Consider the following 22,332-nt stretch of genomic DNA (forward strand, 5'->3'; position numbering starts at 1 on the left):
CGAAGCCACAGGTAACCCATGACCAAGAAGTGTCTAGCGCTCCTTTTCCTGCCCCTGCTGATCAACGCCTGCGCCACCGAGCAAGCTTCGGTCTCGTCACCGCTTAACGAGTTGGGCGCGGTAATCGCGCCGACCCCTCCCCCGGGAGAAGGGAGGAACCTCTCCCTGTTCGCCCAGGCGCGACTGCGTGCCTCCGAAGGAGACCAGGAGGGGGCGCTGCTCCTGCTGCGCGAGGCGATCGCCGCCGATCCCAAATCCGCTTACCTGCACAACGCCGCTGCGCAGATCTACCTGCAGCAGAACCGCCCCGAGGATGCCCTCACCGAGTGCCAGGCCGCCATCGCCATCGATCCCTCTTCTTTGCAGGCGGAGCAGCTGTGCGGCAACATCCTGATGAGCCTGCAGCGCGAGAAGGAAGCGATCCCGCACTACAAGAAGGTGATCGAACTTGACCCCACCAAGGAAGAGGTCTACCTGCACATCGCCATCTACTACCTGAAGAGCTTCGAGTACGAGCAGGCGGTGGACACCCTGAAGGCGCTGGTGAAGGCGTCGCCGGACTCGGCGCTTGGGTACTACTACCTCGCCAAGACCTACGAGCAGATGCGGCTCCCCAAGGAGGCGCTCGGCTACTACAAGAAGGCCGTCGAGCTCAAACCCGATTTCGAACAGGCCCTGATCGAGATGGGGATCTCCCAGGAGACCCAGGGGCTGATCCCGGACGCCATCGACAGCTACAAGGACCTGTTGGAGATCAATCCCAACAACGCCAACGTCATCCAGCACCTGGCGCAACTCTACATCCAGCAGAAACGCCTGGACGAAGCCCTCGCCCTGCTGCAACAAAAGGGGGGCAAGTCGCTGGAGACCTCGCGCAAGATCGGCTTGCTGCTGCTGGAACTCGAGCGCTACGACGAGGCCATCAAGACCTTCCAGGACATCCTCGCGGTGGAGCCCGCCGCGCAGCAGGTCCGCTTCTACCTCGCCTCGGCCTTCGAGGAGAAGGAGGATGTGGACCAGGCGATCGAACAGTTCAAGCTGATCTCCCGGGACTCTCCCTACTACTTCGACGCCTTGGGGCACCTGGCCTACCTGTACAAGGAGAAAGGGCAGCCGGAGAAGGGAGTCACCCTGCTCTTGCAGGAGATCAGCGAGCAGCCTAACCGCATCGAGCCCTACCTGCACCTGGCCGGCTTCTACGAGTCGATGGAGCAGTACCAGCGCGGCATCGACACGCTGAAATCGATGGACCCGAAGCTGCAGTCCGATGCGCGCGTACTGTTCCGGTTGGGCATCCTCTACGACAAGATGGGGCAGAAGGAACTGTCGGTCAACATGATGAAGAAGGTGCTGGAGGCGACTCCGGACGATCCGCAGGCGCTCAACTACCTAGGCTACACCTACGCCGAGATGGGGGAGAACCTGGAGGAGGCGCTGACCTACCTGAAAAAGGCGGTGAGCCTGAGGCCGGACGACGGCTTCATCCTGGACAGCCTGGGGTGGACCTACTTCAAACTCAAGCGCTACAACGACGCCATGGTCAATCTGGAGCGGGCTGCCGAGCTTTCCGGCGGCGATGCCACCGTGCTTTTGCACCTGGCCGACGTCTACTGCGCCGCCCGCATCTTCAAGAAGGCGCTGCCGCTCTACAAGAAGCTGCAGAAGATGGAGATGGAGCCCGAGCAGAGCGCCGAACTCGCCGAGAAGATCAAGCACTGCCGCCAGGAAGCCGGTGAAAAATGAGCCTGGCACGCACTGTCTGCCTCCTGCTCTTCCTTTTCTTAACCGCCTGCGGGCAGGATGCGCCCTGGAATAAGGCACAGGCACAGGGGGGCGCGCAGTTCGTCACCGGGAGCATCGGCGAGCCTTCCAACCTGATCCCGATCCTCGCTTCCGACAGTTCCTCCAGCGACATCTCGGGACTGGTGTACAACGGGCTGGTGCGTTACGACAAGAACCTGAAGCTGGAAGGGGACCTGGCCCAGTCGTGGGAGGTTTCTCCCGACGGGCTGCAGATCACCTTCCACCTGCGGCGCGGGGTGAAGTGGCACGACGGCCACGACTTCACCTCGCGCGACGTGCTGTACACCTACCGCGTCACCGTCGATCCCAAGACCCCGACCGCATATGCCGAGGATTTCAAGCAGGTGCAGAGCGCCCAGGCGCCGGACAGCTACACCTTCCGGGTCACCTATGCCAAACCCTTCGCCCCGGCGCTCGCCTCGTGGGGCATGCCGATCCTGCCGGCGCACCTTTTGGAGGGGAAGGACATCACCAAGAGTCCGCTCTCGCGCAACCCGGTCGGCACCGGCCCGTACATCTTCAAGGAGTGGATCCCGGGGCAGAGGGTAATCCTGGAGGCAAACCCGAAGTACTGGGAGGGGGCACCGCACCTCTCCCGTTACGTCTACCGCATCATCCCCGACAACTCGACCATGTACATGGAGCTCAAGGCGGGCGGGGTGGACATGATGGGCCTGTCCCCGGTGCAGTACCAGCGCCAGACCACCGGCAAGGAATTCCTGGCGCGCTTCAACAAGTACCGCTATCCGGCCTCGGCCTATACCTACCTGGGCTACAACCTGCGCCTGCCCATGTTCCAGGACGTCAGGGTGCGCCGGGCCATCACCTGCGCCATCAACAAGGAAGAGATCATCCAGGGCGTGCTGCTCGGCATGGGACAGATCGCGCACGGCCCCTACAAGCCCGGCACCTGGGCCTACAAGCCCAAGGTGGACAACGACCCGGCCTACGATCCTGTCAACGCCAAGGCGCTTCTGCAGGAGGCGGGTTACCGGATGGGGGCGGGCGGGATCCTGGAGAAGGACGGCAAGCCGCTCAGCTTCACCATCATGACCAACCAGGGCAACGATCAGCGCCTGAAATGCGCGCAGATCATCCAGATGCGTCTGAAAAAGGTCGGCATCGACGTGAAGATCCGGGTGATGGAGTGGGCATCCTTCCTCACCAACTTCATCGACAAGGGGAAGTTCGAGGTGGTGCTCATGGGGTGGACCATCTCCCAGGACCCCGACCTGTACGACGTCTGGCACTCGTCCAAGACCGGGCCCAAGGAGTTGAACTTCATCCATTACCTGAACCCGGAACTGGACCGTCTCATCGTGGAAGGGCGCGGCACCTTCGATATGGCCAAGCGGCGCGACTGCTACTACCAGATCCAGGAGATCCTGGCTAAGGACCAGCCCTACACCTTCCTGTACGTGCCCGATGCGCTGCCGGTGGTGACCTCAAGGATCAAGGGGATCGAACCGGCACCTGCCGGGATCATGCACAACTTCATCAAGTGGTATGTGGATTAGGGGCGAGGGTGCAAGCCTGTTGCAGCCACTACTTTAGAGATCTATGGCCAACTACCTGATCAAACGGATACTCATGCTGGTCCCGCTCCTTTTGGGGATCACGCTGATCACCTTCACGGTGATCCATCTCGCGCCGGGGGAACCGGTGGAGATGGCGACTGCCATGAGCCCCAAGGCCTCGGCCGCGACGCGGGCGCGGCTGCGTGAGTTCTACGGGCTGGACAAGCCGCTGCACGTGCAGTACGGCATGTGGCTCTCCAACCTCTCGCGGCTGGACTTCGGCCGCTCCTTCGCGCCTGACAACCGGCCGGTCCTGGACAAGATCAAGGAAAGGATCCCGATCACCATCTCGCTCAACGTGATCGCCCTGATCCTCGAGTTCGGCCTGGCGCTCCCCATCGGTATCATGGCGGCCGTGCACCGGGACACGCTGCTGGATCGAGCCATCTCGGTCTTCGTCTTCGTCGGGTTTGCCGTGCCCACCTTCTGGCTCGCACTTTTGTGCATGTACCTGTTCGGGGTGAAACTTGCCTGGCTCCCGATCTCCGGGATCCACTCGCTGGGAAGCGACCAGTGGTCCTTCTTTTGGCGCACTGCCGATCTGGCACGGCACCTGGTGCTCCCCATCTCCATCGCCACCTTCGGCTCTCTGGCGGGGCTGTCCCGCTACATGCGTTCGACCATGATCGAGGTGCTCTCGCAGGACTACATCACCACCGCCCGGGCCAAAGGTGTGCGCGAGCGTGTCATCATCTACCGCCACGCCCTGAAGAACGCGCTCCTTCCCGTGATCACACTGCTGGGCTTCTCGCTCCCCGCCCTGATCGGCGGCAGTGTCATCTTCGAGACCATCTTCTCCATTCCCGGGATGGGACAGCTCTTCTACCAGGGCGTCATGGCGCGCGACTACCCGCTGGTGATGGGCATCCTGGTGATCGGCGCCTGCCTGACACTGATCGGCAACCTGTTGGCAGACCTCTGCTACGCCGTGGCGGATCCCCGCATCAGGCACGGGAGGGGATAGGTGAGGCAGATTAAGACCAAGATTAAGACAAAGATTAAGATTGAGACTGCCCGAAGCCAGGCGGTACGGGGGCTGTATGCGTGACAACGTGAGCAGCCCGGTTAGGGAATTCTGGGAGCGCTTTACGACCAACCGCTTCGCTACGGCGGGACTGGTGGTGATCGTGGTCCTGTTCCTGCTGTCCCTGGCAGCCGCCCTGGTGACGCCGTACAGCCCCGACACCATCGACGCATGGCACGTACTGCTGCCGCCTTCCGCCAGCCACTGGTTCGGGACCGACGAATTGGGGCGCGATGTCTTCACCCGCGTCGTGTACGGCGCCCGCGTCTCGCTGAAGGTAGGATTCGTTGCCGTCGGCATCGCGGTGGTCATCGGGACGGTAATCGGGCTCTTCGCAGGCTTTTACGGCGGCTGGGTGGATTCGGTGCTGATGCGGCTGGTGGACATCATGCTCTGCTTCCCGACTTTCTTTTTGATCCTCGCGGTGATCGCCATGCTGGAGCCTTCCATCTGGTACATCATGGTGATCATCGGCCTCACCGGGTGGATGGGGGTGGCACGACTGGTGCGCGCCGAGGTGCTCTCGCTGAAGAGCCGCGACTTCATCCTGGCGGCGCGGGTTTTGGGGGCGTCGGACCTGCGCATCATCTTCCGGCACATCCTCCCCAACGCCCTGTCGCCGGTGCTGGTTTCCGCGACCCTGGGGGTCGCGGGCGCCATCCTGACCGAGTCCGCACTTTCCTTCCTGGGGATCGGGGTGCAGCCGCCGACGCCGAGTTGGGGCAATATCCTGACCTCCGGCAAGGACTATATCGAGTTCGCCTGGTGGCTGTCGCTGTTCCCGGGCGTGGCCATCCTGGTGACGGTGCTCTCCTACAACCTGGTAGGGGAGGGGATCCGGGACGCGCTGGATCCGAGACGGCAGTGAGAGGCAGAAACCGTTCAATGTTCAACGTTCGACGTTCCCGAATTTGCACTTGACGTGGTGAGGGAGTCTTGACGGCTTCTTCAGTGCAGGTGGCTTGGGAGGTGGGATCAAGCTGGGTTGAGTGCGTACGTGGGCGCTGTCACCTTGAGGTTAGAAATACGAATGCACCCGCTGAACGTTGAACATTGAACGTTGAACATCTTTTAAGATAAGAGGAGCACATGGCTGAACTTTGCGAAGAGGCATTCGACGTGTTGAAGGTTGATAAAAGGGATTACGTGCCGACGACCCTCGAGGACGAGGTGCGGGTGGATAAGCTGGTGAGCGACCTGCTGCACCGCTTCTACGAGGAGATACAACTGACCGGCATGCCGCCGGAACAGGCGACGGCGCTCGCGGGCGCGGCGGATTACTTCACCCGCGATTTCGTGGTTTCCATAAAGGGGCGCAGTATCTTCGACGAGCGCGCGGGTATCGTGCGCCAGTTCGCCGGCAACTGGTACATCGTCAATACCATGGAGCCGCTGGCGACCGAGATCGAGGGATACCTGGCCGGGATCCGCGAGTTCTACCGATTCCTCTACGGGCACCAGCTCATCTCGCTCAAGTTCCTCCAGGCCATCGAGGCGGAGTGCTCGGAACTGGATTACTACGCCGGGCGCATCGAGTCCTTCTGGGATATCGTGGGGGACGGGTACAACACTTGGGAAAGGGAGTGCACGCTGAAGGACTAGAAACTGTGGACCCGGTGGACCCGGTGGACCCGGTGGACCCGGTGGACCCGGTGGGGCGCTCAACTCTCCGCACTCTGCGTCGCTTGCTACAGCCGCTGCACCTCTGCACCTCCTTCCGCTTACTTTGTTGACTCCAGGAGCACGCACCTTTGAAAGACCTCGTCGCCATCGTCCGCAACCAACACCTCTTTGCTCCGGGGGAGACCGTGGTGGTCGCGGTCTCGGGGGGCGCCGACTCGGTGGCTCTACTGGATATCCTGACCCGGCTCGAGGACGAACGCCTGAACCTCGTGGTCGCCCACCTGAACCATTGCCTGCGCGGTACCGAATCCGACGACGACGAAAAATTCGTCTCGGCCCTCGCCACCCGCCACCACCTTCCCTTTGTCGCCATCCGCGTCGATGTCGCTTCCTTCGCTGCAGCGGAAGGCCTCTCCATGGAGGACGCGGGACGGCAGGCACGCTATGCCTTCTTCCATGAGATCGCCAGACGCCGCGGTGCAAAAAGCATCGCGGTGGCGCACCATCTCGACGACCAGGCGGAAACGGTCCTGATCCGACTGCTGCGCGGGGCAGGCGGCACCGGGCTGAGCGCCATGACGGCCGGCGGAGACGGTTTGGTCAAACGGCCGCTGCTGCAGGTGAGTCGCGCTGAGCTGGAGCTTTACTTGAACGGTCGCGGTCTAACCTGGCGCACGGATTCGACAAACTCCGACACTACCATCCTGCGCAACAGCATCCGGCACGAACTGATTCCCACCCTCAGGAAGTACAACCCCAGGATAAGCGAGCGCCTCGCCGCCACGGCCGAGATCCTCGCCGCCGATGAAGAGCTACTGGAACATCTGACCTGCAGCGCCTTTGAACGGCTGGCTTCGCACGAGGACGAGACGGTTGTCTTCGATATAGAAGCTCTCCTAAAGGAGCACCGGGGCCTGCGCCTGCGCCTGTACCGTCACGGGCTGCACGAACTGCGCGGCGACCTGATGCGCATCGCGCTTACTCACCTGGAGGCGATTGACCGCCTGGCGAGTTCCAGTCGGCCCAACGCGAGCTTGAAGCTGCCGGGCGCACTCCGGGTCGAGCGCTGCTATGGCCGGCTCAGCTTCACCTGCGCCGCGCCGCAGGCCGCTAAACGCTGGGAGCTGGTGGTATCGGAAGAGGGGAGCTACAAACTCGACAACGGCATGACGCTCACGGTGCGCCGGGTGGAGCGTCCCGATGACCTTGCCACCGGGTCGAAAAGGATCGTGTATCTGTCGGCGGAGGCAGCGCCGTTCCCCTGGCTGGTCCGCCCCTTCACCCCAGGCGACCGTTTCACCCCACTGGGGATGACAGGATCACAGAAGGTGAAGGAGCTGTTCATCAACGAGAAATTGCCACTTCATGAGCGTAGCCGCGTGCCGCTCGTTTTCAGCGATGGGGAGATCGTCTGGGTGGGTGGGGTGAGAGTGGGAGAGAAGGGACGGGTAACTCCCGCGACTGGCGCGGTTTTACGAGTGGAAATTCTTGATATTACACCTTAAAGCTCTTGTCAACCTGCACCCTTTATGGTAATCCTTTTTACTCATTTGAACGCTTTTTTCTTCATTCTCATAAGGAAGCCGACACAGGCGACCGTTCAACCAAGCAGCACGCTTTCTGTGTCATGACAAAACCATTGCAGATTGAGTGTTTGCAGCATACCGATTGATCGGGAGGAAACTTGAATCAATTCTATAAGAACTTGGCGCTCTGGCTTGTTATCAGCTTGATGATGATCCTGTTGTTCAACCTGTTCAACAAGCCCAAGCCGACCCAGGAAAAACTGGACTACAGCGACTTCATCGAGGCGGTGGAAACCGGCAAGGTGAAGAACGTGAACCGCCCGGTGGCCTCGGTGGTCATCCAGGGCGACGAGATCCTCGGCAAGTTCGCCGACGGCAAGGAGTTCAGGACCTTCAAGCCGGCCGACGCCAACCTGACCGACAAGCTGATCGAGAAGAAGATTGCCGTGTCGGCCCGCCCGGAGGAGGAGCACTTCTCCTGGTTCTCGCTGCTGGTCTCCTGGTTCCCGATCATCTTCCTGGTCGCCGTCTGGATCTTCTTCATGCGCCAGATGCAGGGGGGCGGCGGCAAGGCGATGGCCTTCGGCAAGAGCCGCGCGAAACTCCTCACCGAGGCGCAGGGTCGCATCACCTTCGAGGACGTGGCCGGCATCGAGGAGGCCAAGGACGAACTGGAGGAGATCATCTCCTTCCTGAAGGATCCCAAGAAGTTCACCAAGCTGGGCGGCCGCATCCCGAAAGGGGTCCTGCTCATGGGCCCTCCGGGCACCGGTAAGACCCTCTTGGCCCGCGCCATCGCAGGCGAGGCCGGGGTTCCCTTCTTCTCCATCTCCGGTTCCGACTTCGTCGAGATGTTCGTCGGCGTGGGCGCCTCCCGCGTCCGCGACCTGTTCGTGCAGGGCAAGAAGAGCGCCCCGTGCATCATCTTCATCGACGAGATCGACGCCGTCGGCCGCCACCGCGGCGCAGGTCTGGGCGGCGGTCACGACGAGCGCGAGCAGACCCTGAACCAGCTCCTGGTCGAGATGGACGGCTTCGAGTCCAACGAAGGGGTCATCCTGATCGCGGCGACCAACCGCCCCGACGTCCTCGACCCGGCGCTGCTCCGCCCGGGCCGCTTCGACCGCCAGGTCGTGGTGCCGCGCCCGGACGTGAAGGGTCGCGAGATGATCCTCAAGGTGCACACCAAGAAAACCCCGCTCGCACCGGACGTCGACCTGGGCGTCGTGGCCCGCGGCACACCGGGCTTCTCCGGCGCCGACCTCTCCAACGTGGTCAACGAGGCAGCGCTGCTCGCCGCCCGCAAGGAGAAGAGCATGGTCGAGATGATCGACTTCGACGACGCCAAGGACAAGGTCCTCATGGGTGTCGAGCGCCGCTCCATGGTCATCTCCGACGAAGAGAAGAAGAATACCGCGTACCACGAGGCGGGACATACCCTGATCGCGAAACTGATCCCGGGCGCCGACCCGGTGCACAAGGTCTCCATCATCCCGCGCGGTCGCGCTCTCGGCGTCACCATGCAGCTCCCCATCGAGGACAAGCACAGCTACTCCCGCGAGTCCCTGCTGGACCGCATCGCCGTACTCTTGGGCGGCCGCGTCGCCGAGGAGATCATCTTCAACTCGATGACCACCGGCGCCGGCAACGACATCGAGCGCGCCACTGACATCGCCCGCAAGATGGTCTGCGAGTGGGGCATGAGCGAGAAGCTGGGTCCGGTTTCCTTCGGGAAGAAGGACGAGCAGATCTTCCTCGGCCGCGATATGGCGCACCAGAAGAACTACTCGGAGGCCACCGCCATCGAGATCGACCACGAGATCAGGCTCATCGTCGAGCAGAACTACGCCCGCGTGCAGGACCTCCTGAAGGCGAACCTCGACTCCCTGCACCGCATTTCCCTGGCGCTCATCGAGAAGGAAAACCTGACCGGCGAGGAGGTCGATCGCATCATCGAAGGCAAAGAGGTCTCTGCCGAACCCGTCGTCGCCGAGTGATGATGAAGGCGAAGACTTGGGAACTTTCCCGACGCACCCTGTCCCTGGAGCGTCCGCAGATCATGGGCATCCTGAACGTGACTCCGGACTCCTTCTCGGACGGGGGGCGCTTCTTCTCGCTGGAGGCCGCCGTGGAGCGGGCCCGTGAGCTGGAGCGGGAAGGTGCCGACATCATAGATATCGGGGGTGAAAGCACCCGGCCCAATGCTCCCGCGGTCAGCCTGCAGGAGGAACTGGACCGGGTGCTTCCCGTTATAGAGGCCCTCAAGGGACGCATCACCGTTCCCATCTCCATCGATACCTACAAGGCCGGGGTGGCGCGCGCCGCATGTGCCGCCGGTGCCGAGATCGTCAACGACGTTACCGGACTGATGTTCGATCCGGAGATGGCTAAGGTGGTGGCCGAGGCCGATGCCGGCGTGGTGGTGATGCATACCCGGGGCATGCCCGACACCATGCAGAAAGACACCGGCTACGACGACCTGATCGCGGACGTGAAGGAGTATCTGGCCGGCTCCATTGCGCTGGCCAGGAAGGCGGGGCTCCCCGAAGAGCGCATAGCGATCGACCCGGGGCTCGGCTTCGGCAAGAGCGTCCAGGGCAACCTGGAACTGATCAAGCGGCTGGAGGAATTCCTGCCGTTGGGACGGCCCATCCTGGTGGGACCTTCCCGCAAGTCCTTCGTCGGCGCCGTGACCGGCCGGGACGGGGGAGAAAGGGTGTTCGGCACCGCTGCCGCGGTCGCAATGTCGATCGTGCACGGGGCCACCATAATTCGTGTGCATGACGTGGCAGCCATGAGGGACGTCGCCTTGATGACGCGGGCGCTCATGTAGGCCGCGGGACCAAAACCGGAAGCTAGAGCTTCCCGACCGGTGCGGATGAACTCTTTCCTGCAAAACATAGGCATACTGCGGGACCTCCTGGACCTGTCGCTCGCGATACTGATCGTCTCCAGGCTGGCGCGACTGCTCAAGGGTGTGCTCGCGCTACGCATCCTCGCCATCCTCTCGGGCCTGGTGGCCCTGCACCTCCTGGCGCGCTTTTTCTCCCTGCAGACCGTCCGGATCATCGTCGACCTCATCCTGGGGTCCTCCGTGGTCGGGCTCGCGGTCATCTTCCAGACCGACATCCGCAGGGCGTTCGCGACGCTGGCCCGGAGCCGCACCGAGAAGGACGTCGAGATGTCGGACGTCATCGACGAACTGGTGTTCGCGGTCGCGGGGCTGGCACAGAAGAAAATCGGCGCCCTGATCGTCATCGAGCGGGCCATCTCGGTGGACAGCTACCTCGCCGTCGGGACCGACATCGACGCCAAGGTGACCAGCGAGCTGATCTCATCGATCTTTCTGCCGTACTCGCCCATCCACGACGGTGCGGTGATCATCCAGCACGGCAAGCTGACCAAGGCGGGCTGTTTCCTGCCGCTCACCCAGAACCTGGAGGTGAGCAAGAGCCTGGGCACCCGGCATCGCGCGGCGATCGGGCTCACCGAACTGGTCGATGCCGTGGTCGTGGTCGTTTCCGAGGAGACCGGCACCGCCTCGGTCATCGTGGGGGGCAAGAAGACCGACGTGGTCGACATGCCCTCGCTGGGCAAGACGCTGAGAAGGCTGGTGGAGCCGAGGTGGCTTAAATGACCATGCACGTCAAGGGACATGACTGGCTGAAGGGGGTGAAGCTCCTCTCGGTGCTCCTGGCGGTGCTGATCTGGCTCAGCGTGATCCTGGAGCGGCCGGGGGAGATGCTGCTCGTCTTGCCGGTCAACTTGCACCGGATGCCGGCTGGGCTGAAGCTGGACGGCGTTGCGCCAGCCGAGGTCGAGGTGGTTGTCGCGGGCCCGCGCATCGTGCTGTTCCTGCTCCCCTTCCGCCAGACCAGGTGCGACATAGATTTGGCGGGTGCGCAACCGGGGCTGCAGCAGGTGTCGATGAAAGAGGCGGAGTTTGACCTGGACCCGGAGATCAAGGTGATGCACGTGGCGCCGGCTACGGCGAGCTTCGTGCTGGCGCAAAAAGGAAACTAAGTACCTGCTTCTTGTCAGCCCTCCCTCGCCCTTCGGGAGAGGGGATGTTGAGTAACGGTAAATAAATCAATTAGAGGTGAAGTGATGAAGAAACTGTTCGGTACCGACGGTGTCCGCGGAGTGGCCAACGTCTACCCGATGACGGCGGAGATGGCCATGCAGATCGGCCGCGCCGCCGCCTACATATTCAAAAACGGCAAGAAGCGCCACCGCATCGTGATCGGCAAGGACACCCGTCTTTCCGGCTACATGCTGGAGAGCGCCCTCATGGCCGGTATCTGCTCCATGGGGGTGGACGTGCTGCTGGTCGGCCCGCTGCCGACTCCGGGCATCGCCAACATCACCTCCTCGATGCGCGCCGACGCCGGGGTGGTCATTTCCGCCTCCCACAACGCCTTCGAGGACAACGGCATCAAGTTCTTCTCGCGCGACGGCTTCAAGCTGCCGGACGAGACCGAGCTGATGATCGAGGAACTGATCTTCTCCAAGCGCATCGACTCCCTGCGCCCGACCGCGAAGGAGGTGGGCAAGGCCTACCGCATCGACGATGCCCAGGGACGTTTCGTGGTCTTCTTGAAGAGCACCTTCCCCAAGGATCTCGATCTTTCCGGGTTGAAGATCGTGCTCGACTGCGCCAACGGCGCCGCCTACAAGGTGGCCCCGGCCGTCTTCGAGGAACTGGGGGCCGAGGTAATCACCATCGGCGTGAAACCCACCGGCACCAACATCAACGCGGATTGCGGCTCGCTGCATCCCGAGGTGATGAGCGAGGCCGTAAAACAGCACGGAGCCGACCTGGGCATCGCCCTCGACGGTGATGCCGACCGGGTCATCTTCGTGGACGAGTACGGCAACGTGGTGGACGGCGACAAGATCATGGCCATCTGCGCCACGGACATGCTGAAAATGGGGACCCTGAAGCACAACACCCTGGTGGCCACCGTTATGAGCAACATGGGCCTGGACATCGCCATGAAGCGCGCCGGCGGCGAGGTGATCAAGACTGCCGTGGGCGACCGCTACGTGGTCGAGGAGATGCTGAAGGGAGGCTACAACCTCGGCGGCGAGCAGTCCGGCCACATGATCTTCCTGGACCACAACACCACCGGTGACGGCATCCTCTCCGCGCTGCAGGTGCTCGCCATCATGCAGCGTCGCCAGAAGCGCCTTTCCGAACTGGCGCTGGTGATGCACTCCCTGCCGCAGGTACTGGTCAACGTACGCCTGCCGCAGAAGACCGACGTGATGCAGGTCCCCGAGATCGCCAAGGTGATCAACGACGTCGAGGAGAAGCTCAAAGGGGAGGGGAGGGTGCTGATCCGCTGGTCCGGCACTGAGCCGCTGCTGCGCATCATGCTGGAAGGCAACGACGAAGCGACCATCCGCAATTGGGCCGACGAGATCGCGCAGACCGCGTCCGCCGCCCTGGGAGGTGAGAACCGTGGCTAGACTGGGAGTGAACATCGACCATGTGGCGACCCTGCGCAACGCGCGCGGCGGTGCCGAGCCCGATCCGGTGGCGGCTGCCGCCATTGCCGAATTGGCCGGCGCCGACCAGATCACCATCCACCTGCGTGAGGACAGAAGGCATATCAAGGATCGCGACCTCAAGATCCTGCGCGAGACCGTGAAGACCAGGCTCAACCTGGAGATGGCGGCGACCGACGAGATGGTTGCCATCGCGCTGAAGGTGAAGCCGGAATGCTGCACCCTGGTTCCCGAGAAGCGGGCGGAGCTCACCACCGAAGGGGGGCTCGACGTCAGGATCCACCAGGAAGCGCTGAAGGTCGCCATCGAGAAACTGCAGGCCGGCGGCATCATCGTGAGCCTCTTCATCGATCCGGACCCGGATCAGATCAAGGTGGCCAACAAGATCGGCACCGATTACATCGAGATCCACACCGGTTCTTTCGCCGACGCCCCGACCTGGAAGGAAGAGAACCTGGAGCTGATCAAGATCGAGAACGCGGTGAAACTGGCGAGGAAGCTCGAGCTTGGCGTCAACGCCGGGCACGGCCTCAACTACACCAACGTGAAGAAGGTGGCGGCCATCGGCGGCATCGAGGAGTTCAACATCGGTCACTCCATCATGTCCCGGGCTATCCTGGTCGGCCTGGACCGCGCCGTGCGCGACATGTCGGAGCTCGTGCGCTACGCCTAGTCTAAAAGGGGACAGGCTGCTTTTGTAAGTGACAGCGAGGAAAGGGGACAGGCACCTGCGGAGCCAGTCCCCAAACAGATGAAAAACAAGGGGGACAGGCACCTGCGGAGCCAGTCCCCTCAAACAAAGGAGATAACAATGGCAAGAGCTGCAGCAAGTCATATATTGGTGGCAACCGAGGCAGAGTGCGTCGCACTGAAGAACCAGATCGAGGCAGGTGCCGACTTCAGCGAGGTGGCGCGCGCCAATTCCCTCTGCCCGTCCGGCAACCAGGGTGGGCGCCTGGGCGAGTTCGGCCCGGGCCAGATGGTCCGCGAATTCGACGAGGTCGTCTTCAGCGGCGAAGTGGGCAAGGTCCTGGGCCCGGTGAAGACCCAGTTCGGGTACCACCTGATCCTGATTACCAGCCGCACGGCGTAAAAAAGCTTCCCCCTCCCTGACCCTCCCCCTCCGGGGGCGGGGACGTGCGTGGGGGCGATCCGGTTGTTAACACGGAGGAATTTGATGGCGGATAACAACGAGAAGCAATCCCTGGTCAGCCTCATCTTCAGCGCGCCTGTCCTGCTCGGGCTGGTCGGCGTTGGGTGCATGATCTACGGCGTGGCAGAGGGCTTCAAGGTCATGCAGTTCTTCTTCGGTGTCTGCATCGTGCTGGGCAGCGTCGGTCTGTACTTCATCAGGAAGAAGGACTGGGACGCGCACTGGAAGGAGATGGAACAGGTCCGCGAGGCCCACGAGAAACGGATGGCGGAAGAGACGGAAAAGAAGAAATAGCGGCCGGAAGACCGGACGGGAATAGTAAAGGCGGGGGAGTGATCCCCCGCCTTTTTTAATGCCCAAAGCCCTAACGCAAAGGCGCCAAGGCGCTAAGACGCAGAGGATTGATCTCGTTCCCAAGGTCCACCTTGGGAACGCAAAGCCTCGCCGAAGTTTCAACTTCCCTCGGATGCAAAGCTGGAGCTTTGCGCCATATGGGGTTCCCAAGCTGGAGCTTGGGAACCAGGAACGGGCGGGTGAGGGCTCTGCCGGCTCGGATAATCTGCTTTGAGCAACGCCCTCACCCTAGCCCTCTCCCGGAGGGAGAGGGGATGTAGAAGCATTCGGCGGAAGATCATGCTAATCGGGATGTACGCCAAAGGGGGGAGCGTAGGGGGCAAAGGCAGCCATTGATCTTGAGAGTTTGCTGGATTGGGTGGTTTTTCAGCCGCTAGTGTGCGGCGCCGGGGGGGAGGTGTTTCTGCGGCTTTTTCAGCAACAAAAGGAGCGGGATGATGATCAGGAAGGCGATGCCGACGATGAAGAAAATCCGGTTGTAGGAGAGCATGTAGGCCTGCCGGACGACCTTGCCGTAGATGATGGCGAAGGCGCCCTGCTCGGCTGCGGCGGGACCCAATCCCCGGTTCAGCATGGCCCCCTTCAGCATGGCGACCTGGGACTGCGCCATCGGGTTGTACGGGTTCACGTGGGCGACCAGGGTGGTCTGGTAGAACTGGGAGTAGCGCGCCAGAAGGGTGGCCGAGATGGCGATGCCGACACTGCCGCCGATGTTCCTCAACAGGCTGAAGATCCCGGTGGCGTTGCCCATCTCTTCCTTGGAGATGGTGGCCAGGGTGACCGTGGTGAGCGGCACGAAGATCATGGCGAGGCCGATACCGAGGACCACGCGGGGCCAGACGAAATCGCGGTAGGCGGCCTCCAGGGTGAAACCCTGCATGATGTGCATCGACCAGGCGGCAATGAGCAGCCCGACGAAGACCACCTTCCTGCCGTCGTAGCGCTGGATGATGGCGCCTACGAAGGGCATGCAGACCAGGGTGGCGACCCCGCCGGGGGCGAGCACCATGCCGGCCATGGTGGCGTTGTACCCCATGAGCGTCTGCAGGAAGAGGGGGATCAGCATGATGGAACTGTACAGGCAGAAGCCGACGGCGAACATGACGAGGTTGCCCGCGGAGAAGGAGACGTTCTTGAACAGGCGCAGGTTCACGATCGGGTGCGGATGGGTCAGCTCGACGTAGACCAGCGCCGCCAGCGAGACGGCGGTAAGAATGGAACAGGCGACGATGAAACCGGAGTTGAACCAGTCATCCTGCTGCCCCTTGTCGAGCACGATCTGCAGCGCGGCCAGTCCCACGGTCAGAAGGGCCAGGCCCCAGTAGTCGATGCTCGCCTTGGCCCGTTTCAGGTAGCTCGGGTCGTAGATGAAGAAGGTGGCCATGACCACGGCGATGATGCCGATGGGGATGTTGATGTAGAAGATCCAGCGCCAGCTCATGTTGTCGGTGATCCATCCGCCCAGCGCCGGGCCGATGATGGGGCCGAACATGGCACCGACGCCGAAGATCGCCATCGCCATCCCCTGTTGGTAGGGAGGGAAGGTCTCCATCATGATGGCCTGGCTCATGGGGATGAGTGCGCCGCCGGCTGCCCCCTGCAGCACCCTGAAGAAGATGAGCAGCCCCAGCGAGGGGGCGGCGCCGCACATGAGGGAGGCGAGGGTGAAGAGGGTGATGCAGGTAATGAGGAAGCGCTTGCGGCCGAACATGCGCGCCAGCCACCCGGTCATGGGGAGCACCACGGCGTTACTCACCAGGTAGGAGGTGAGCACCCAGGTGATCTCGTCGGTGCCGGCGTTGAGGCTACCCTGCATGTGCGGGAGCGCCACGTTGGCGACGGAGGTGTCGACGATCTCCATGATGGCGGGCAGCATCACCGTGATGGTGATCAGCCACTTGTTGACGTTTTTTTCTTCAGCGCTCTTTTTCATCAAACCGCCAGAGGATGTGGCCGGCCCATCAGCGTCGCTGCGGCGATGGCCGGAACAGGTCTCATACCCAGAGTGTCGAACAGCGAGTTCCCTCCCCTGGAGGGGGAGGGACAGGGAGGGGGCTATCTTCGAGCCACCTTGGCTAAGCCCCCCTCCCAACCTCCCCCCTCCGGGGGGAGGAGCGCTGAGAATCGCTGCTAGTGCCCGAACCCCAGGACCTGCCCGAAGGTCTGGCCGGTGAGGATGGTGGGCACCACGCTCATACCGACGCGCAGCAGGTGGTCGGGATCGCTCCTCTTGTCGATGGCGATGCGCACCGGGATCCTCTGGGTCACCTTGACGTAGTTGCCGGTGGCGTTTTCAGGGGGGAGCAGCGAGAAGGCGGCGCCGGTGCCGGCCATGATGCTCTCGACCTTCCCGGTGAAGTGGCGGCCGGGATAGCCGTCCACGGTGAAATCAACCTCCTGCCCCGGGCGCACGTTGGTCAGCTGGCTTTCCTTGTAATTGGCGGTGATCCAGGCGTCCTCGAGCGGGACGATGGCCATGAGCGCCTGTCCGGGCTGCACGTAGTTGCCCACCTCGACCCCTTTCCTGGTCACGAAGCCGTCGCTGGGAGCGACGATGCGGGTGTAGGAGAGGTTCAGCTTGGCGGCCTCCAGGTCTCCCTGTTTCTGGGCGACCCTGGCATCCTTGGATCCGCTGCCGGACATCCCGATCATGGCCTTGGCGCGGTTTTCGGCTTCCTGCGCCTCGCGCACCTGGGCCTGCGCCACCTTGTGCGCGGTCCGGGCGCGGTCCAACTGCTCCCTCGGGATCACTTCCTTGGCGTAGAGCGCCTCGGCGCGCTTCAGGTCGAGGCTGGCCTGTTCCAGGCGCGCGGCGGCAAGGCCTACGTTGGCGCGCGCGCTCTCGACTTCGGCGTAGTCGCCGGAGGTTTCGTTCTTGGCCATTTCCAGGGAAGCGGCAGCGCTCTTCAGCCGCGCCTGGTAGTCGGCCGGGTCCAGTTCGACCAGCACGTCCCCCTTGTGCACGAACTGGTTGTCGACCACGGCGACCCGCTGCACGAGGGCGGGGATGCGGCTCGCCACCGAGTGGACATGCGCCTCGACGAAGGCGTTGTCGGTCTCTATGTGGGTCTTGCTGCGCACCCACTGGCGCAGGCCGAACAGGGTGCCGACCAGGATGATGATCAAAAGGACGATGGCGCCGCGCTGTTTCTTGGTAAGGCCGCCCTTTGCGGGTGCCGCGGTCGGTTCAGTGGTTTCTTCTGCCATGTGTGTATCTCCGGTATCGGGTGCGGCCGGTCGACCGGGCGCTGTCCCGTAAATGGTGGTGCCGGGGCGTTACAGTTCGCCCGTTGCCCTCTTGACCCTCGCCGCGGCGACCTGGAGGTCGAACATGCTGCGATAGTAGTCGGTCCTGGTCTTGGTCAAGAGTGTCTGGGCGTCCACGACCTCGGTTGCGGTGCCGACGTGCTCCTGGTAGCGGTCCTTGGTGATGCGCAGGTTCTCGACACCTTGGGTGATGGCCTTTTCTGCCACGCGGATGCGGGCGTCGGCGACCTTCAGGTCGTTCATGGCCATGCTGTATTCCAGCCGGGTCCGCTCCTCGAGATCCCTCAGCCTTTCCTCGTCCCGGGAACGGGCCTGGACCGCCTGCCTTACCCGGGCCGCGGAAGCGGGACCGTCGAACAGGTTCACCTTGAAGCCCACGGTCAGCGCGGTGATGGCCTGCTCGCGCACCTTGCTGTTGGAGAGGTAATCGACGCCGAACTTGGCGAAGAACTCGGGGTAGTGGCTGGTCTTCGCCTCATTGACGGCGTAGTCGTCGGCACCGACCAGGGCCTTGAGAGCGGAGACTTCACCGCGCCGGGAGAGGTCGGGAGCGCCGCTATCACCCGGCAGTTGCGGGCGCTGCGACTCGTCCTTTAACTCGGCCCGGAAATCCGGGGCGGCACCGGTCAGGTAGTTCAGGAGCAGCCAGCCGTTGGCCACCTCGTTTTCGGCACTCAAAACGTTCTGCCGGCTCGAGGCGACCCGCACCTCCGCCTGCAAGAGATCGTTCCTGGTGACCACCCCTTCGTCGAACATGGCCTGGGCCGTTTTGCGGTGCGATTCCATCTGCACCACCTCTTCCGCTGCGGCCTGTACCAGTTTCTGGGCGGTCAGGATGCCGTAGTACGCCTGCACGACCTGCAGAAAGAGGTCCTGCTGACTGCCGGAATAGGAATACTGGGCCGCCTCGCCGCGCAGCCTCGCCATCCCCTCGTTGTCCCGGGTGCGGCCGAAGTCGTACAGGGTCTGGTAGACGCTGAAGTTGAAGAAGGGGTAGCGCGGGTCCTGGGTTTCCTGCGACTGGTTGCCGAACTTGAAGGCCTGGGCCTTGGCTTGGGCGACGTACCCCCCCTGCAGGTCGATGCGGGGAAGTTTGGTGGAGCGGGCGACGTTGACCTGCTCACGGGCGATCTCCACCTCGCGCGAGGCCGATTTGAGACCCTGGCTGGTGGCCGCGGCGCGGTCCAAGGCCTCCCTCAAGGTAAGGGACTCGGCATGGGCGGTGCCGGTGAGCACACATAAGAGCAGGGTGAGCAGAAATAATACTGAATGCATGAATGCTCCGGAATCAGGTGCGGATCTTCTCGAGCAGGGATTTCAACGTTTCCACTTCCTGCGGCTCGAGCTTGGCGATGAACATCTCCTGGGCGCGCAGGGCAATGGGAGTCAGGACCGGCTGCAGTGCCTTGCCCTTTTCGGTGAGGCAGATGCGGTAGGCGCGGCGGTCCTCAGGGTCTGCTTTGCGGACCACCAAACCCTCTTTTTGGAGCCGGTCGATGAGCCCGCCCATGGTGGTGCGGTCAATCTGGCTGTTGGCTGACAGCAGCGACTGGCTGAGACCGTCTTCGCGCCAGAGAAACCCGAGTAGGCCGAACTGTTGGGGAGTTAAATCATGTCCTTCGAACTGTTCCTTGAAGATCAGGCACGCCCGTTGGTAGGCCTTGGCCAGCAGGAAGCCTACCGTTTTCTCGATATCGAGAGGCGTAGTGTTCATTTCGTCCATAAAGCCCTCGGTCGCTGCGGTTGGCGGTTCAAACATTCGACCCAGGAGGTAAATCGGATCTGTGGGAGGCTGATCATTATGCATATAATCAGTATGCTGTCAATAACGGGAATCCCCCGTTTTTACTGAAGGTAGGAATACTGTGGCGGGCAAGGGAGCCAGACAATAAAGACGCCGCAACGCTGCAAGCGTCCGGCGCCGTCTAGTTACAGGTGTGGTCTTAGGTGTACTAGCGGAGCGCAACCTTCTGCTGTCCGCCACCCTGGTTTTCCTTGGGCGTCCCCTTCGGCTGTTCCGGCTGCTTGAAAGGGGGAAGGCGGTACAGCCTCTGGTACATCTGCATGCTGCTCACCACTTTCTTCACGTACTCGCGTGTCTCCCTGAACGGGATGCTTTCCACGAACTCGTCCTGGGGCAGGTCGCCGTAGGCCTTCTGCCAGCGCTTCACGTTGCCGGAACCGGCGTTGTAGGCGGCGACGGTGAGGGTGAGGTTACGGTCGTACAGTTCCAGCAGGTCCTTCAGGTGCCGGGTGCCCAGCTTGATGTTCAGGTCCGGGCTGGTGAGTCTTTTGGAATCGCCCTTGGACATCGCCTCGGCGGTGGCGGGCATGATCTGCATCAGGCCGACCGCGCCTACCGGTGAGAGGGCCCCGGGGAAATAGTTGCTCTCGGTGCGCATCACCGCGTACACCAGGCTCTCGGGGACGGCGTGAGCCGCGGCGTTTTTGGCGACATCGTCCCGGAACGCCAGCGGGAAGGTCACGCCGAGGACGGTGGCGTTGTCCTTGTCGCCGCGCCTGGGCTTCTCATTGGCCATGGTGTGGTAGGCGCCGTTGTAGTTACCCATTTCCAGGTAGAGCCTGGCGATCCCGGCCGGGTTTTTCCCCTTCTTGGAAAGAGAGAGTTCCCGTGCCGCCTCCTCGAAGAGCCCGAGGGTGATCAGCGCCTTCTCGCGCTCGAACCCGGAAGGCATGGGGAGCACCTCGGCCAGGTTTTTAGGGGGCTGCGGCAGCGCCTCTCCGCCCTGGAACTGGTTGCTGATCAGGGCGTAGTACCCGAGCGGAAATTCGGTGGCCAGGGTGGCCAAGACGGACTGGGCGCCCTTGTCGTCACCGGTGAGGGTAAGGGTCCTGGCCAGCCAGTAGAGCGCCTTGTCACGGAGGTCCTCGCGCTCGGCGAGCTTTCTGAACTGTGCGGCCGCCTCCTGGTAATCATGGGCCTGGTAGCTGCACCAGGCGGTCTCCCACAGCACGTTGCCGTTTTTCTGGCTGGGGGCCATGGTCAGGTACTTCTTGAACAGCGGCACCGCCTGGCTCCATTGTCTTTGGAACCGTTTCAGGTAGGCCGCCTCCAGCATCGCCTCCTGGGCCACCGCGCCACCCTTCGGGTCCTGGCCGAGTTTCAGGAAGAGCTGGAATGCGTCGTCCCCCTTGCCGGCTTTATCCAGCGTGCGCGCCAGCCAGAGATCGGCCTCGGTGTTGCCCGGCAGCGAGCTGAAGGTGCTTTGCGCCTGCTGGTAGCGCTTGGACCTGTAGAGGGACTGCCCCTTCTTGAACTTCACCTTGCGGGCGAACTCGTCGCTTTCGCCGGCGAGCGGGATCTCCGCATAGGCCTCCGCGGCTTTCAGGTGGCGACCGAGGTCGGACAGGGTGCCGGCGCGCTTGTACAGTTCGGCGCTGCTGTAGGGATCGACCTTGATCCCTTGGGCGGCAAGCCCCTGCAGCTCTTGCGCAGCCTTGTCACCAAAGGGGGAGGCCGGGTAGACCAGGTAGATGTTGCGCAGGACCGCGGCGGCCGCGGCGGCATCGCCCAGTTTGATCTTGCACAGCGCGGAACCGAAGATGGCGGAGATGGAGTCGTTGCCGGAGGGGTAGCGTTCCACGAAGGTGGCGTAGCTTTGCTGCGCCTCTTTGGGGTAGCCTGCCGCGGCGAGGGTGTCGGCGTAGAGGATCAGGGCCTGGCGTGCCAGGCGGCTGTCGGCGTGGTCCTTGAGCAGTTTATACAGGGGAGCCAGGGCCTGGTCGTTGCGCTGCAGTTTGGAGAGGGCGAGCCCCTGGTAGTACAGGGCGTAGTCGGCGAGGAGCGGATACCCCTCGGCGGCCGTTGGGAGCTGCGCGGCGGCTTCTTCCCATTGTTCCATCTTGGCGGCGGCGATGCCCGCCACGAACGCGCGCAGGGCGGGGTCGTTGATGGTCGCTGCTGCCTCGCGGGCGCCGCGGAAGTCCTTGACCTGCATGCGCTGGGCTGCTGCACTGAGCGACGTGTCGGCTTTGTTGAGGTTGACGGCTGAGGCGGGAAGGGTGGTGTACAACACGATCGCGGCTGCTGCAATGGTACGGCAAAACATGGCTACTCCCTGTCGTTACAAAAGCTAACCCGTATTTGTACCGAACCGTGGCGGAAAAGGCAATGCAAAAGCTGCCGACATTCTGTGTGTTCTGACCCCACATCCATCCACATCCCCTCGCCCTCCGGGGGGGGAGCACCGTCCACCCCCCTCACCCTCCGGGAGAGGGGCAGGGGTGAGGGCGTTGCCAAGGGCAAAATGACCGCAGCCGGCTGAGCCCTCACCCGCCCTTCGGGCACCCTCTCCCAGAGGGAGAGGGGACTCGCGGACCACCAACGCGCAGGAGTCCCCTCGGATGCAAAGCTGGAGCTTGATCTCGTTCCCAAGGTCCACCTTGGGAACGCAAAGCCTCTCCCGAAGCTCCAACTTCCCTCGGATGCAAAGCTGGAGCTTTGCGCAAAAGGGGGTTCCCAAGCTGGAGCTT

Annotated in this window: 19 protein-coding genes; 14 read left to right on the plus strand and 5 right to left on the minus strand. The window is 62.8% G+C overall.

From position 1 onward, the window contains the following. The first annotated feature begins 18 nt into the window (after window positions 1-18). The 14 genes from JFN91_RS14420 to JFN91_RS14485 all read left to right on the plus strand — a co-directional run bounded on the left by JFN91_RS14420 (window position 19) and on the right by JFN91_RS14485 (window position 14,511). Window positions 19-1,743: a tetratricopeptide repeat protein gene (locus JFN91_RS14420; protein WP_199389883.1), complete on the plus strand. Its 1,725-nt coding sequence runs from the start codon at window positions 19-21 to the stop codon at window positions 1,741-1,743. Then, a complete protein-coding gene (locus JFN91_RS14425) occupies window positions 1,740-3,320 on the plus strand; it encodes a peptide-binding protein (protein ID WP_199389884.1) in 1,581 nt (526 codons plus the stop codon). The genes JFN91_RS14420 and JFN91_RS14425 overlap by 4 nt, the downstream gene beginning before the upstream one ends. 43 nt (window positions 3,321-3,363) lie before the next feature. Continuing rightward, window positions 3,364-4,344, plus strand: a complete 981-nt coding sequence (locus JFN91_RS14430; RefSeq protein WP_199389885.1) for an ABC transporter permease — start codon at window positions 3,364-3,366, stop codon at window positions 4,342-4,344. Window positions 4,345-4,420: 76 nt separating this feature from the next. Beyond that, entirely contained in the window at window positions 4,421-5,272 is an 852-nt protein-coding gene (gene opp4C, locus JFN91_RS14435) for an oligopeptide ABC transporter permease (RefSeq protein ID WP_199389886.1), read from the plus strand. Window positions 5,273-5,493: 221 nt separating this feature from the next. Continuing rightward, the gene (locus JFN91_RS14440; protein WP_199389887.1) at window positions 5,494-6,006 is read left to right on the plus strand and encodes a hypothetical protein; all 513 of its coding nucleotides are present in this window, start codon (window positions 5,494-5,496) and stop codon (window positions 6,004-6,006) included. A gap of 209 nt (window positions 6,007-6,215) precedes the next feature. Further along, complete coding sequence (gene tilS, locus JFN91_RS14445) at window positions 6,216-7,532, plus strand: tRNA lysidine(34) synthetase TilS (protein WP_328747142.1); 1,317 nt, start codon at window positions 6,216-6,218, stop codon at window positions 7,530-7,532. Between the two features lie 179 nt (window positions 7,533-7,711). Next, window positions 7,712-9,550 (plus strand): ATP-dependent zinc metalloprotease FtsH, encoded by a 1,839-nt coding sequence (ftsH, locus tag JFN91_RS14450; RefSeq protein ID WP_199389889.1) that lies wholly within the window; start codon window positions 7,712-7,714, stop codon window positions 9,548-9,550. Then, the gene (gene folP / locus JFN91_RS14455; RefSeq protein ID WP_199389890.1) at window positions 9,550-10,386 is read left to right on the plus strand and encodes a dihydropteroate synthase; all 837 of its coding nucleotides are present in this window, start codon (window positions 9,550-9,552) and stop codon (window positions 10,384-10,386) included. The genes ftsH and folP overlap by 1 nt, the downstream gene beginning before the upstream one ends. Window positions 10,387-10,431: 45 nt before the next feature. After that, entirely contained in the window at window positions 10,432-11,190 is a 759-nt protein-coding gene (gene cdaA, locus JFN91_RS14460) for a diadenylate cyclase CdaA (protein WP_183347435.1), read from the plus strand. Next, on the plus strand, window positions 11,187-11,576 hold the full coding sequence (locus JFN91_RS14465) for a YbbR-like domain-containing protein (protein ID WP_199389891.1): 390 nt from the start codon (window positions 11,187-11,189) through the stop codon (window positions 11,574-11,576). Before cdaA ends, JFN91_RS14465 begins: the two co-directional genes overlap by 4 nt. Window positions 11,577-11,660: 84 nt before the next feature. Next, window positions 11,661-13,025 (plus strand): phosphoglucosamine mutase, encoded by a 1,365-nt coding sequence (gene glmM, locus JFN91_RS14470; protein WP_199389892.1) that lies wholly within the window; start codon window positions 11,661-11,663, stop codon window positions 13,023-13,025. Continuing rightward, on the plus strand, window positions 13,018-13,737 hold the full coding sequence (locus tag JFN91_RS14475; protein ID WP_183347430.1) for a pyridoxine 5'-phosphate synthase: 720 nt from the start codon (window positions 13,018-13,020) through the stop codon (window positions 13,735-13,737). Before glmM ends, JFN91_RS14475 begins: the two co-directional genes overlap by 8 nt. 138 nt (window positions 13,738-13,875) lie before the next feature. Next, window positions 13,876-14,157, plus strand: coding sequence for a peptidylprolyl isomerase (locus JFN91_RS14480; protein WP_199389893.1), 282 nt, complete (start codon window positions 13,876-13,878; stop codon window positions 14,155-14,157). An 84-nt stretch (window positions 14,158-14,241) separates the two neighbouring features. Next, window positions 14,242-14,511, plus strand: coding sequence for a hypothetical protein (locus JFN91_RS14485; protein ID WP_199389894.1), 270 nt, complete (start codon window positions 14,242-14,244; stop codon window positions 14,509-14,511). 433 nt (window positions 14,512-14,944) lie between these two features. On the opposite strand, the gene JFN91_RS14490 is transcribed toward JFN91_RS14485, so the two are convergent. From JFN91_RS14490 to JFN91_RS14510, 5 genes are all read right to left on the minus strand, one after another. After that, complete coding sequence (locus JFN91_RS14490) at window positions 14,945-16,504, minus strand: DHA2 family efflux MFS transporter permease subunit (RefSeq protein ID WP_199389895.1); 1,560 nt, start codon at window positions 16,502-16,504, stop codon at window positions 14,945-14,947. A gap of 197 nt (window positions 16,505-16,701) precedes the next feature. Continuing rightward, the gene (locus JFN91_RS14495) at window positions 16,702-17,778 is read right to left on the minus strand and encodes an HlyD family secretion protein (protein WP_199389896.1); all 1,077 of its coding nucleotides are present in this window, start codon (window positions 17,776-17,778) and stop codon (window positions 16,702-16,704) included. Window positions 17,779-17,847: 69 nt separating this feature from the next. Continuing rightward, a complete protein-coding gene (locus JFN91_RS14500; protein WP_199389897.1) occupies window positions 17,848-19,113 on the minus strand; it encodes a TolC family protein in 1,266 nt (421 codons plus the stop codon). Between the two features lie 13 nt (window positions 19,114-19,126). Beyond that, complete coding sequence (locus JFN91_RS14505) at window positions 19,127-19,561, minus strand: MarR family winged helix-turn-helix transcriptional regulator (protein ID WP_236015155.1); 435 nt, start codon at window positions 19,559-19,561, stop codon at window positions 19,127-19,129. 229 nt (window positions 19,562-19,790) lie between these two features. Continuing rightward, a complete protein-coding gene (locus JFN91_RS14510; RefSeq protein ID WP_199389898.1) occupies window positions 19,791-21,908 on the minus strand; it encodes a lytic transglycosylase domain-containing protein in 2,118 nt (705 codons plus the stop codon). Between the last annotated feature and the right edge of the window lie 424 nt (window positions 21,909-22,332).

Source organism: Geomonas anaerohicana, from assembly GCF_016458305.1.
Taxonomy (GTDB): domain Bacteria; phylum Desulfobacterota; class Desulfuromonadia; order Geobacterales; family Geobacteraceae; genus Geomonas; species Geomonas anaerohicana.